This window comes from Shewanella algae (assembly GCF_009183365.2).
GTDB classification, from domain to species: Bacteria; Pseudomonadota; Gammaproteobacteria; order Enterobacterales; family Shewanellaceae; genus Shewanella; species Shewanella algae.
Genome location: NZ_CP068230.1, coordinates 4,603,270 through 4,616,759, shown reverse-complemented (window position 1 = coordinate 4,616,759; position 13,490 = coordinate 4,603,270). Strand labels below are relative to the sequence as shown.

The 13,490-nt window shown below is 52.4% G+C and carries 10 protein-coding genes; 7 read left to right on the top strand and 3 right to left on the bottom strand.

From position 1 onward, the window contains the following. The first annotated feature begins 144 nt into the window (after nt 1–144). Complete coding sequence (locus tag E1N14_RS20550) at nt 145–708, top strand: hypothetical protein (RefSeq protein ID WP_025010758.1); 564 nt, start codon at nt 145–147, stop codon at nt 706–708. Beyond that, on the top strand, nt 665–1,204 hold the full coding sequence (locus E1N14_RS20545; RefSeq protein WP_025010759.1) for a hypothetical protein: 540 nt from the start codon (nt 665–667) through the stop codon (nt 1,202–1,204). The genes E1N14_RS20550 and E1N14_RS20545 overlap by 44 nt, the downstream gene beginning before the upstream one ends. A 1-nt stretch (nt 1,205) precedes the next feature. On the opposite strand, the gene E1N14_RS20540 is transcribed toward E1N14_RS20545, so the two are convergent. The 3 genes from E1N14_RS20540 to exaC form a co-directional block, all read right to left on the bottom strand. After that, nucleotides 1,206–1,670, bottom strand: coding sequence for a tRNA (cytidine(34)-2'-O)-methyltransferase (locus E1N14_RS20540; protein WP_025010760.1), 465 nt, complete (start codon nt 1,668–1,670; stop codon nt 1,206–1,208). 130 nt (nt 1,671–1,800) lie between these two features. Next, a complete protein-coding gene (locus E1N14_RS20535; RefSeq protein ID WP_025010761.1) occupies nt 1,801–4,665 on the bottom strand; it encodes a TonB-dependent receptor plug domain-containing protein in 2,865 nt (954 codons plus the stop codon). Nucleotides 4,666–4,861: 196 nt separating this feature from the next. Beyond that, complete coding sequence (gene exaC / locus E1N14_RS20530; RefSeq protein WP_025010762.1) at nt 4,862–6,382, bottom strand: acetaldehyde dehydrogenase ExaC; 1,521 nt, start codon at nt 6,380–6,382, stop codon at nt 4,862–4,864. Nucleotides 6,383–6,629: 247 nt separating this feature from the next. On the opposite strand from exaC, the gene E1N14_RS20525 reads away from it, so the two are divergent. The 5 genes from E1N14_RS20525 (at nt 6,630) to dddY (ending at nt 13,475) form a co-directional block, all read left to right on the top strand. After that, a complete protein-coding gene (locus tag E1N14_RS20525) occupies nt 6,630–8,447 on the top strand; it encodes a sigma-54-dependent Fis family transcriptional regulator (protein ID WP_025010763.1) in 1,818 nt (605 codons plus the stop codon). Between the two features lie 208 nt (nt 8,448–8,655). Continuing rightward, a complete protein-coding gene (gene acuI / locus E1N14_RS20520) occupies nt 8,656–9,639 on the top strand; it encodes an acrylyl-CoA reductase (NADPH) (protein WP_025889898.1) in 984 nt (327 codons plus the stop codon). 424 nt (nt 9,640–10,063) lie between these two features. Next, nucleotides 10,064–11,584 carry an acrylate reductase flavoprotein subunit ArdA gene (gene ardA / locus E1N14_RS20515; RefSeq protein ID WP_062793402.1) on the top strand — a complete coding sequence of 507 codons (1,521 nt, stop codon included), beginning with the start codon at nt 10,064–10,066 and terminating at the stop codon, nt 11,582–11,584. A gap of 26 nt (nt 11,585–11,610) precedes the next feature. After that, nucleotides 11,611–11,964 (top strand): acrylate reductase cytochrome subunit ArdB, encoded by a 354-nt coding sequence (ardB, locus tag E1N14_RS20510; protein ID WP_044735439.1) that lies wholly within the window; start codon nt 11,611–11,613, stop codon nt 11,962–11,964. A gap of 266 nt (nt 11,965–12,230) precedes the next feature. Further along, on the top strand, nt 12,231–13,475 hold the full coding sequence (dddY, locus tag E1N14_RS20505) for a dimethylsulfoniopropionate lyase DddY (RefSeq protein WP_025010765.1): 1,245 nt from the start codon (nt 12,231–12,233) through the stop codon (nt 13,473–13,475). The last annotated feature ends 15 nt before the right edge of the window (nt 13,476–13,490 follow it).

The following is a 13,490-nucleotide window of genomic DNA, read 5'->3' as shown; positions in this document are numbered from 1 at the left end:
TGGCGGAGTTGGGCACTAACGCCCCGGGTACTAACGCATAGTCACGACACCGGGTTGCCGTTTGCCGGCCGCGCCAGGTAAGAGGCAAAAGGCGTTTTATGTCCTAAACTTCTTTATGCCTGCCACTCAGCCACAGAGATCCCCATGACCATGACAGATAACAAGCAGCTCGAAACGCCCACGACTCTGGATTCACTCGATTCGGCCCAATGGCTGCATATTTCGGAAACGGTAAAACTCTTGTTGTTGTCGATAGCTCAGATAGAGTTGACCCTGACTGACGGTGAACACAATGTCACCGGTTTAGGGAGTCTGTTTACCGACATGGCGGAGCAATTGCGTGAGGTGAATGCTTGGTTGGAAACTCAGGAGAATACTCCGGCCGAGATCTGCGATCATGGCCGCCATCTGGCCGGTAAGGTCAATGAAGGCATAGTGGCTTTTCAGTTCTATGATCGCCTGTCACAAAGGCTCAACCATGTGGTGACCGGGCTGGCGCTGACTGAGGAAGTTCTGCGGGATGAGCATAGTCGCACCTCGGAACATGCCTGGAAAATGTTACAGCGTACGATTAAGTCGACATACTCGCTGGACTGTGAACGCAAAATGTTTGATCTTGTGCTGCAGGGAATGCCACTAAACGAGGCTTTGAGCCAGTATCAAGATGAACATCTCAAGCAAAACAACAACGATATCGAACTCTTCTGATTTTCTACGCCTGTTTATTATTTCCCTGGCCTTGGCCTGGCAACCCGCCTGGGCCGGCAAGGCCTCCTTTAGCCAATTCTGTGAAGCGCTCAATGGCCATTGGCAGGGGGATGGCGCCCAAAGCGGACAAACCCCGAAGGAGCTCAGCCTGGATGCCATCTGCAGTAAAGACAAGCGTCAGTTGTTACTCAGCGTCAGTGAAGGGGCACGCCATCCCCTGAGTGAAACCTGGTGGTTCAGAGACCAAGACCCCAGCGTGGGGCTCTGGTACTTTGATGGTGTGACCGAAGAACGCTTTCAATCCTTCACTCTTTACCATCAGGGCAGCGGATTTTCCCTGTTGGGTGAAGGGCAGTCCGGCGGACGCCCGGCGTTGATCCAACTGCTATTCGAAGCCGACAATGACGGCTGGCTCTGGCGCCAGAATTTGCACTATCTGGATGAGGACTCGGATAGCTATCAAACCTACAGAGCCATCTCACTGCAACATCGCTGATTTATTTAGCGCCGCTGAAACCCTGTTGACGCCATGCTTCATAGCTGATGATAGCCACTGCGTTGGAAAGGTTCAGGCTGCGGCTGGAGGGCACCATAGGGATCCTCAGTCTGTGCTCTGCAGCAATGCTTTGCAATATTTCCTGAGGCAGGCCGCGGCTCTCTGGGCCAAACAAGAGCACATCACCTTGCCGATACTCGAGCTCAGAATGTGGCCGGCTGCCCTTGGTGGTGCAAGCCAAAATGCGTTTGCCCGCCATGGCTGCGAGAAAGTGCGGGAAATCCGGGTAACGGTTTACTCGGGTCAGATCGCCATAATCCAGCCCGGCCCGGCGCAGTTTTTTCTCTTCCAGATCAAAACCCAAAGGCTCTATCAGGTGTAGCTCGCAGCCGTTGTTGGCGCAGAGACGGATAATGTTGCCGGTATTGGGGGCGATTTCGGGTTCATAGAGGGCAATGTGGAACACGGGTTTACCTAATTGCATGCAGATGCGGGCATTATACCATTCCGCTAAGGAGTGTACTCTCTCAGTGAGAATCAAAGTCGCTAGAAAGTAAAAAAGCCCCTTACGGGGCTTTTTTAGGCGAGGTAATCGCTTACATCTCGTATTTGACAGTCAGGTAGAAGAAACGACCTATGTTGTCATAGCTGGCACTGCCTGCACCTGTACCAGTGGTGCTGCCTGGCAGATCACGGTCGAACACATTGTCCACCCCGAGACCGAACTCCAGTCCATTATCCATGGCATAGGTGGCATACAGGTCTGTAACACTGTATGAACCATAGCTCATAACATTGGAGTAAGGCACGTCATAGTTGGCGCGGAACTGTGGTGTATACAGATCTACCGAGTCCAGATAACGTGTCTTCCAGTTCAGGTTCCAGGCGTCGTAGCTGTAGTTCAGCACCAACTGACCTTGCCACTGTGCTTCACCCAGAGTGCCGGCATACTCTTCAAAATCGGTCGCATCATCCTGGAAAGGATACTCGTTGCGTTCAATCAGATAAGTACCCAGCAGGTTGGTGCGCAGATCGCCGCCAAATAGTGGGAAGTCATAGCCGACTTCAAAGTCGACCCCTGAAGCTTCCTGCTTGGCTACGTTCTGTACAATCTGAGTGATGTTAGTGATCTCGTGTGAGGTGGGATCTCGGGTGATCAAGTCACAGTATTGGTTGTTGATACCTGTGGGTGAATCCACGCAGCGATCGATAATATTCTGTGCAGAGATATTGGCGATAGCATCTGTGATTTCAATGTTCCAGTAATCCACAGTCATCACCAGACCTTCAACGAATGAAGGCTGGAAAACCAGACCGACAGTGTAGCTGTCAGACTCTTCAGGCTCCAACTGGTCATTACCACCTGAAACTCCTTCTAGGGTGGCGCTGTCATAGTTGGAATCGAAGTCAGCCGGAATACCGAGAGCGGCACAGTTGGCTGCACGAATCGCCTGCTGATCCGGGCTCAGACCCGACAGCTCACTGGCTTTACAGCTATCATCAACACTGAAGAAGTTCTGGCCTTGGGCACCATAGTATTCACCAATGTTAGGTGCACGCAGAGCGGTAGACAGAGTCGAGCGTAAACGCAGTGAATCTATGATGGTCCAGTCCAGACCCAACTTCCAGCTGGTGGCATCGCCAATAGTGGAGTAGTCGGCGTAACGGATAGCACCATCGACCGTCAGGTTCTGGATACCAGGCAGGTCTTCCAGCAGTGGTACAGAGATCTCGGCATAGATTTCTTTGACATCGAAATCACCGCCTTCACTTTGCAGGGCGTTGAAGAAGGTGGCGCCGGTGGCGGCAAATGGATCTTCTTTACTCTTACTCTTTTCCTTGCGGTATTCGATACCGGAAGCGAAACCAACCATACCGGCAGGCAGTTCAAACAAGGCAGAGTTGGACATAGAGCCACCAATGACATACTGCTCAATCTTGGCGGTACCTTCAGTGGTAGTGCTGAACCAGTCGGCAGCTTCGCGGGTTACTGCTCCATCGCCAAACAGATTGACTGGCACACAACCTGCGGCCTGGGCATCTGCGTCACGACAGACGATTTCGCCGCTGACAGGATCGCGGATGGCATCGACTGACTGCTGGAAGTTTTCAAAGATCAGGTTGTTGTAGTTGGTACGGGTCTGCTCTGTCTGGCCATAGATGGCATAGGCTTCCATCTCCCAGTCTTCCAGTACAACGCCGTTTAGACCTATCACATACCTTTGAGTGGTACGCTCGTCATCTTCAGCGCGAGGCCCCATATCGGTCATAAAGCGGTTAACCACAACATAACCTTCTCCGGCCTGATCCATCAAAGCACCCAATTCATCAGAGATGTAGGGGTTATCACGGGTAACCAGAGTGTTGTCCGGATCGAAGAAGAAGAACGCCGGCTGCCCTGAAGTGGTGGCGTTGGTTCGGCTCCACTTGGCTTCAAAATAACCATTCAGGCTATCGGTAAAGTCGTAGTTGGCCTTGAAGTTGATGGTGGTACGATCAAACTCAGGTTGCAGCTCTTCCCACTGACGCAGGTTGATATAGTCACAGCCTTCACCGGCACAGAGTACACCGTCGGTGAATTCACCTGTTCCTACTTCGACCGGCGTGCCATCTGGCTTGAAGGTATAAACACCTGGGGTGCCACCGTAGAAGCCAACGGTACCTGCATTACTGATACCCCAATAACCGGCATTCTGGTACAGGGTCTTGTAAGTGTCACTACCGGGTGGGTTGGTCAGTGAAGACCATGAGATAGCGGTCTGGTCGCGATCCAGCATCTCCAGGCGGTCTTGCTGAGCGTATTCGACCGAGATGGCGGCGTTACCACGATCGTTATCAAAGTTGGAGCCATAGGCCAGGCTAAAGCGCTGGTTATTGTAGTCGCTGTCATCGGCGATACCGGCGGCGGCTGAGGCTGTCAGTCCTTCAATCTTCTTCTTCATCTTGAAGTTAACAACACCGGTAACCGCATCGGCACCATAAATGGCCGAGGCACCACCCGTGATAATTTCAACACTCTCAACCCACTCGGTTGGAATGGTGTTAACGTCAATAGAAGAAGTACCAGGGCTACTGGCTACATGACGCTTGCCATCGACCAGTACCAGAGTCCTGGAGGCGCCCATGCCACGCATATCCAGCAAGTTCAAACCGGCAGTACCGATAGAACTTCCTGAGTTGGCCAGTGAGTAAGTGTTTGCCAGAGCTGGCAGTTCGTTGAGTGCTTCACCAATGTTCACGGCCCCTGTTTTGATCAGGGACTCGCCTGAAATTACGGTAACCGGGCTTGGTGCTATCGCACCTTCACGCAGAATACGTGAGCCTGTTACCTGGATTTTTTCAATCTGCTGCTCATTTTGTTCCTCTGCCATGGCCGGAGAGGCCACTGCCAGAGAAGCAAAACCCGTTGCTGCAAAAAGTGAAAAGCGAATGGCGTTCGCCAGCAATTTCTCTTTTAACATACCAACTCCCTATGAAATTGTTTAGATATTGTTATTTATGTTTCTTGTTGTAGCTAAACAATACTAGTGTTTGTAAAAACCTCTTTCAATAGTTGATTTGTTGATATGTTTTGCATCAGTAAATGTTAATTTAACGTGTTAAGTTTGTTTAATAAAAAACCCGGCAGAAGCCGGGCTTGTTTTTACTGTGTTTGGTTTAGAAGAAACCCAAGGGACTGGTGGAGTAACTCACCAGCAGACTCTTGGTATTTTGGTAGTGAGACAGCATCATTTTGTGGGTCTCCCGGCCGATACCTGACTTTTTGTATCCTCCGAAAGCGGCATGTGCCGGGTAGGCATGATAGCAGTTGATCCAGACCCGTCCTGCCTGGATCCCCCGCCCCATCCGCTGTGCCCGATTCATATCCCGGGTCCAGACGCCGGCACCCAAACCATACTGAGTGTCGTTGGCAATGCTGAGAGCTTCTGCTTCATCTTTGAAGGTGGTTACAGCAACGACTGGGCCAAAGATCTCCTCCTGAAATACCCGCATCCGGTTATGGCCACTGAGTATTGTCGGGGTAACATAATAGCCCTGACTCTGGGAGCCCGGCAGATTGTTGGCCTGACCGCCAAGCAGTACTTTGGCGCCTTCATTGCGGCCAATTTCCAGATAGCTGAGAATCTTATCAAACTGCTCCTGTGACGCTTGAGCGCCGACCTGAGTGTCGGTATCCAGCGGATCTCCCTGTTTGATACCCTGGGCTCTGGCGATGACCCGCTCGATAAATTTGTCGTAGATGGACTCCTGGATCAGTACCCGGCTGGGACAGGTGCAGACTTCACCCTGGTTGAAAAAGGCCAGCAACATGCCTTCGACCGCCTTATCCAGATAGTCGTCTTCCTGTTCCAGGACATCGGCGAAATAGATGTTGGGAGATTTGCCGCCCAGCTCCACGGTCGAGGGGATTAGTGACTCGGCGGCGCACTTGAGTATGTGGTAACCCACTTCGGTTGAACCCGTGAAAGCCAACTTGGCGATGCGTTTGCTGGTGGCCAGCGCTTGACCCGCCTCGGCGCCAAAGCCGTTGACGACATTAAGCACCCCGGCAGGCAGCAAATCTTGAATCTGCTCCAGCAGTACCATGATGGAAACCGGTGTCTGCTCCGCTGGCTTGAGTACGATACAGTTGCCGGCCGCCAGTGCCGGGGCTATCTTCCAGGCCGCCATTAAGAGTGGAAAGTTCCAGGGAATGATCTGCCCAACCACGCCCAAAGGTTCGGGAAAGTGATAGCTGACCGTGGTGGCATCAATATCGGCAGCGCTGCCTTCCTGCGCGCGAATACAGCCGGCAAAGTAACGGAAGTGGTCCACCAACAGGGGTAAATCGGCATTGAGGGTTTCCCTGACCGCCTTACCGTTTTCCCAGGTTTCGGCCACTGCCAGCATCTCCAACCTCTGCTCTACTCGATCGGCAATGCGCAGTAACAGATTGGCCCGTTCGGTGACAGAAGTCTTGCCCCAACTCTCTTTGGCGGCATGGGCCGCATCCAACGCCAACTCGATATCCCGGGCGTCAGAGCGGGCGGCCTGACAGAAGACTTCGCCGGTGACCGGGGTACGGTTATCAAAGTATTGTCCGCCAACCGGTGCGAGCCACTTTCCACCAATAAAATTGTCGTACTTATCCTTGAACTGCAGCAGGGCACCCTGAGTGCCGGGTTGGGCATAAATCATGGTGAGTTTCCTCGTCTTGTTGAAAGATTTTTCTTGTATTTATCTGTTCGGCCACAGCGGCCTTGGCTCAGGTAAACGCAAAGGCCGGGCCAGTGTGAGCCTGCTTGTTCATTTATTGTGCTAACAGTATGATGAAAAACTAAATTTGCGATTGCTGTATCTTGGCGTGGTGCCGGGTACTCGAGTTGTCTATCGCGCAAACTGTGGCAAAAAGGTACACACAGGTGTACCAGAATGGAGCAGGGCTATGACACTCAAGACCCATTCCCAATCCTGGTTATCGGCTTCCTGGCAACGTTGCCAGGGGGCCGGGCTCAATCCCGCCGCCATACCCGATGAACTCAGGCTCAATACTGCAGCCCTTGATGAGCGGCGCCAGCGCCATGGCCGGCTGCTGCAAGCCGTGGAGCACAGTGCACTGCCACTGTTCAATCAACTTATGGGGCGAACCCAGAGCCGGCTCATCCTCTCGGATCCTCAAGGTTTTGTGCTGCATCACTGGGGCGTGAGCCGTTACTCACAAAAGCTTGCCAATATTGCCCTGGATACCGGGGTCAACTGGATGGAGCAATACAAGGGGACCAATGCCATAGCCGCGGCACTCAGCGAACGCCAGTGTGTTTCGGTTATCGGTGAGCAGCACTTTATCAAGAGCCACAGATTTATGAGTTGCACCGCCAGCCCGCTGTTTTCCCCGGACGGTGAGTTGCTGGGAGCCTTGGATATCACCAGTGAGCAGCAAATCCATACCCCAAAGACAGCCATCTTGGTGTCCAGTTTGGCGCAGCAGTTGGAGCTGGCCTTATTGTGCCGACTCCCCAGCGCTGCTGTTCGATTGGATCTGGCGCCGCAGCAGGCCCTGTTGCATTCAGGCTGGCAAGGCGTATTAGTGCTCGACCTTGATGGACGGGTGCTGGGTGCCAACCCTATGGCAAGGCAGTTGCTCAAAGGCATCAATCTGGGCCAAATTCATCAGGCCTTGTCCCCTCAGGTATTGAGTCGGGGCAGCGGCCGCTTGCAGCAGGGATTGGTGTTCAGAACCCAGGCGTTGGAGCAGCCTCAACATACCAAGCCTGTGGTTCGAACGAGTCAGAGCCGAGAAAGCCAGAGCAGAGAAAGCCAGAGCAGAGAAAGCAGCGCAGCTTTTAAAGAACCCAGGTTGGAGCAAGCCTGGCAGCAGGCGCGTAAGGTGTTGGCACGAAATATCCCTTTGCTGATCCTGGGGGAAACCGGAGTGGGCAAGGAGCAGTTTGTCAAACAGCTGCATGTGCAAAGTGCCAGGCACCAGCAGCCTTTTGTGGCGGTCAACTGCGCCGCGATCCCGGCGGAGCTGGTGGAATCAGAGCTGTTTGGTTATCAGGCGGGTGCCTTTACCGGAGCTTCCAGGCAGGGATATGTCGGCAAAATACGTCAGGCGCACCAGGGATCCCTGTTTCTGGATGAAATAGGCGAGATGCCCCTGGCGGCCCAGAGCCGTTTGCTTAGGGTGTTGCAGGAGCGCGAGGTGGTGCCCATTGGCAGTAATCAGGCACACAGCGTCGACATTCAGGTGATTGCCGCCACTCATATGGACTTACCAGCATTGGTGCAGCAGGGGGCCTTTCGCGCCGATCTCTATTACCGGCTCAATGGCTTGCAGGTCACACTGCCTGCATTGCGCCAGCGAAGCGACCTGCGGCGTCTGATCCACAAATTGCACCAGCGCTATCGAGTTCGGCCCCAGAGCCTGTGTCCTGTGCTGGAGCAGCGATTGCTGCAATATCATTGGCCGGGAAACCTACGGGAGCTGGATAACCTGATGCAGGTAGCCTGTTTGATGGCCGAAGAGTTCCCTGAACTCAACTGGCAAACGCTGCCTGAGAGCCTGCAGCAGACCTTGGGTACTGCAGAAGAGGCGATTGCCGGCTTGGCACCCGCGCCGGGCAACAATCTGCACAGCCAAATGCAGACGCAAATTCGCGACACCTGGCTAGCCTGCAATGGTAACGTCAGTGAAGCGGCACGCCGTTTGGGGATTAGCCGAAACACCCTATACCGTAAGCTTAAGGCGTTGGCGCTGAAGTAGTTTTAGATGTTGATATTTTGTTAATAGACTCGCAGTAGTACAGTCAATGATTGAGGCCAGTGCAACAGATTGGGATTATTGAATGTGAACCAAGCCGCGAAATAGCCTATGAGTTGCACGCCTCGACACTCTGCGAATTATCCGATGTCTCGCCGGTGGTTTTTCCACTAGTCTTGAATCCATATTTTCAACAGCAGGAGCGGTAATCATGTTTAAGGCACTCGTATTGACCCAAAATGATAAACGGACCCAGGCCCAGATAACCCAATTGGAGGACAGCGATCTGCCTGAGGGGGATGTCCTGGTCGATGTTGCCTACAGCTCGCTGAACTACAAAGACGGCCTGGCGGTGACCGGGCTTGGCAAGATTATCCGTCAATTCCCCATGGTGCCGGGTATCGACTTTGCCGGTGTGGTGCGAGAGTCAGCCCATCCGGATTATGAGCCAGGCGATGAGGTTATCCTCACCGGCTGGGGCGTTGGCGAAAACCATTGGGGCGGTATGGCCGAGAGTGCCAGAGTCAAGGGTGACTGGCTGGTGCCTATGCCACTGGGTTGCACAGCCGCCAAGTCGATGATGATAGGCACCGCCGGCCTCACGGCCATGCTGTGTGTACAAGCGCTGCAGCAAGCTGGGATCAAACCGGAAGATGGTGAGGTGTTGGTAACAGGTGCCAGTGGTGGGGTCGGCTCGGTGGCCGTGACGCTGCTGGCTAAACTCGGCTTTAAGGTTGTAGCCAGCACAGGTCGCCTGGAGCAGAATGCGGCTTGGCTCAAGCAGCTTGGCGTCAGCGATTTAATTGAGCGCAGCGAGCTTGAGCAGGATGCCAGACCATTGGATAAGCAGCGCTGGGCCGCCGTAGTGGATACCGTAGGGAACAAGGTGCTGGCCAGCGCATTGTCACAGCTGAATTATGGTGGGGTTGCCGCGATTTGCGGCCTGGCGGGTGGCTTTGCCCTGCCAACCACGGTAATGCCCTTTATTCTTCGTGGCGTCAGCCTGCTGGGAATCGACTCGGTGCAGTGCCCGGCCGCCAAACGCCGCGCTGCCTGGGAGCAGATAGTGGCTCTGTTGCCTGAGAGTTACTATCAAGAGGCTTGCCATGAAATCACTCTGGAGCAGGTACCCGAGGCCGCAGCGCAAATCGTTAAAGGTGAAATCAGCGGCCGCACTCTGATTAAAGTCGGCTGATCCTCGTCTAAAAAAGGGGCCTCTGGGCCCCCAACAGTTTGTTGTGACTTGTCCTGAATACAGTTAGGCCCCAATAATACGGCTCCAACCCAGCTTTTCTGTTGATATTCCCTCTTATTGAGTCGGTGCTTGGCTAACTTTGACTTAGATTAGCTTTTGAGCTTGAGAAAGAGCCAAAGTCATAGCGGTTTATCAGTCGCTCTCATTTCCCCCTGATTTCTTGCCTGTCTTGTGGGCTGTGGCGAAGTTTGGAAACCGTTCCAAAAAATGTCACTTGTCCAGCTTTGCGGTTAAAACCCAAGCCAGATGTCATTTTTAAATGTTGCCCTTTTGTTTAAAAAGCAACTGACGCTTAACTCCCGTTTTGGAATTGATTCCATCCCTAAGATGCCAGTGTCGATTAAAACGAAAAAGGTGATGACAGATGAGCAAAGTAGATCTGCTGGGACGCCGTAACTTTATTAAGGGCGTTGGCGCCGCTGCCGGAGTTGCCGTGGCTGCTCCCGTGTTGGCTGTATCGGAAAAAGCCACGGATGTGAGTTGGGATAAAGAAGTTGAAGTGCTGATTATCGGTTCAGGGTTTGCCGGTTTGGCAGCGGCCATTGAAGCGACCCGCAAAGGCGCCAAAGATGTGCATATCTTTGAAAAAATGCCTTATTTCGGTGGTAACTCTGCCATTAACGGTGGCTTGTTCGCCGCACCGGGTACACCTATGCAGCAACAGGAAGGTGTCAAGGACTCAGTAGAACAGATGGTTGCCGATCAGTTGAAATCGGGCCGGGGTATCGCCGATGAGGAACTGCTGCGTCATGTGGCTTCACATGCGGTGGAAGCCTTGCAGATGACCCTGGATGCCGGCGCCGAATACCATCCTTACCTGCAACAATTGGGTGGTCACTCGGTTGCCCGTACTTATCAAACCGCGGTCAGTTGCGGCGCAGGTATTACCCAGCCTTTGTATAAAGAGTGCCAGCGTATCGGAGTCAAGACCCATAACCGCTCCAAGTTTGAGGGCTTTGTCCTCGGCAAGGATGGTCGCGTCGAAGGGGTGAAGATGCGTCAGGGTTATTACTTCGGCGAAGAGGACTCTGGCAAGTTGGTGTATATCAAGTCCAAGCGCGGTGTCTTGATGGCAACCGGTGGCTTTGCCCAGAATATCGGCCTGCGAATGGCGCAGGATCCGACTCTGACCCATGAAGTGGGTTGTACCAATACTCCCGGCGCCACAGGTGAAGGTATGTTGGAGATGTTCCGCCTCGGCGCTGTGCCTGTGCATCTGGCACATATTCAGTCCGGGCCCTGGGCCTCTCCCGATGAGGGCGGTTTTGGTTATGTTTCCAACTATTCCATCTTCAACTTCCCTCATTCAATTGCGATTAACCGCATGACGGGTAAGCGCTTTATGAATGAAATTGCCGACCGCAAGACCCGCGCTGATGCCGAGTTGGCCTGTCGTGACGCTAAGGGAGAACCGCTGCCACCTATCTTGATCACCAGCTACAAGGACTCCAAACAGCACCCCAATACCGCCAAGGTGCTCAAATACAATGTGGGTTGGAAGTATGACTCACTGGAGGCACTGGCCAAGCACTTTGAGGTGCCTTTGAAACCGCTTAAGGCACAAATCGAAGAGTACAACCGCTATGTCAAGAGCGGTGAAGACAAGCAGTTTGGCAAGAATATGACCAAGGCAAAAGATAAGTATATTGAAGCGCCTTTTACTGTGGTGCGTCTATGGCCCAAGGTGCACTACTGCCAGGGCGGAGTTCAGGTGAACACCAAGGCTGAAGTCAAAGACAGCCTCACAGGTAAGCCGGTTGCCGGACTCTATGCCGCAGGAGAAGTCTGTGGCGGCATCCACGGCGTTAGCCGCCTGGGAAGCTGCTCTATCCCCGAATGTATGGTGATGGGTATGACTGCGGCCCGCAGCATGATGCAAGCCTGAATTGAACGGTGAGAGAGGACTCAATAATGAAGAAAGCAAACTTAGTATGGGCACTGCTGTTGGCAGGGCTAACTTCGGTATCGGTTCATGCCGTTCAGCAGCGCGATTATCACAAGGCAGTGATAGGCAAGGATTGTAAGGTATGCCACGACCAAGGGCTTAAGCAGTACCCTTCAGATGGTGCCTGCCTGAAGTGCCACGATGTCGATGAGCTGGCAAAAAAGACAGCCCGCAGTGGTGAGGACAGATGGCAAAATCCCCATGACAACTTGCATTATGGTAAAGACCTGCCTTGTGTTGAGTGTCATGGTGAACACCAGCCTAAAAAACCTCTGTGCAGTAATTGCCATACCTTTAAATACGATAAACATAAGGAATAATGAAAGGGTTTATATGCTGCCTCAAGTTTCCTCCACAGGCAGCATGACCCGTAAATATCTTTGATTAAAATAGTCCCTGCAACTGCTGTTTTAATTCAATGATAGGCTCACTTGATCACAAGTGGGCCTTTTTTGTTTGCTGGCTCACAACTCTTTTTCATTCTGTTATCTTTTTTGTTGCCTGTGTTCAGACAACATTTTTGGAATGGATTCCAAGTATATGCTTCGCCTGATATTTACTCTAAATATAATTGAGGTTCCAGGTGATGAATAAGAAACTAATATTAATTTCACTGCTGATTTCCAATACAGCTATGGCAGAAAAGTTACCGGATTTTTTAGACCCGGCTGATATTGAAAATGCAAGCTTTGTTTGTTTGGGTGAAACGCCAGAGTATTCCAAACAAGATCAAAAGTATGTCGATATTCTCTGGGATGAGACCTTGCGTTATTTAAATGGCTTTGCCCAGGCGCTCACCAATGGCGAGCAAGCTCATTGCCTGAACTCGGATGAGGCTATTTACGACACCAGCGCCGGTGGACAAAAGTTCTGCGTAATGGATCGCCGCGATATGCAGCTGATGGTGAAAAATATCTATCAGGTATTGCACAATCCTCAAAGTGCCAAAACTTGTTTCGGGGCTCGCCGTGATGTCAATTGGATCTACAGCCCAGGTGGGGAACTGGAGCAAAAATCCCCCGTGGCTCAGTGGGCGAAACGCATGAGTTTTAATGAATTCTTCAAGCAGAAAGTCACCAATAAACTGGTGCAAAAGCAGGGAAAAATCTTTACTGATAACTTCTACAAAATGGTCACAGGTGATGAGGTGAAGATGCCATCGGCTTTCCCCTATGACATCAGCGCCAACGCCTTGCCCAACTTATGGGCCGCTGCCGGTTGGTTCCCCATGTATGCCGAAGAAAGCAAGCGCAATGACAAGAACTTCAATAATGTTCGTGGCGGTTATGCTTATGCAGAGATCTTCGGTCACTGGGGACTACTGAGAATTGACAGCATCAATGGTGAGAAAGTCGGCGCCGAAGTAGGTATGACAGTACAGTCGGTCGATACTCTCTACCCGTTTCACAACCATGCCATTTCTGAAATGTACTACAACATGAGGCTGCCGGCTTGCACCAATCAGTTCAAGAGCCTGGCAATCAAAGCCGATTCACCTTTGTTGGAAACTGTAAAAGAGAATGACAAGATGCGCCGGGTCCGCTTCGATGCCGGGCAACCCAATGTCGATGCCATGTGGCTTTCCGGCAGCAGCGAACGCGATCCCCTGTTGTATTTTCACCAGAACACCATCCATGCCTTCGATGTTGATGGCAGCTGCGAAGCCAAGCCGGAAGAGAGAGCGATAGTCTCGGTTTGGGCCAGAAGCAATGCCCACGACAAACGCAATGACTATGGTACAACACTCTTGTGTGAATCAGCGCAGCAGCCGGGCACACCAGCCAAAAAGGGCGAAACCATTCAATGCGATCTGAGTAAGCTCAAGTGGTAGTAAATCAAGATGAAA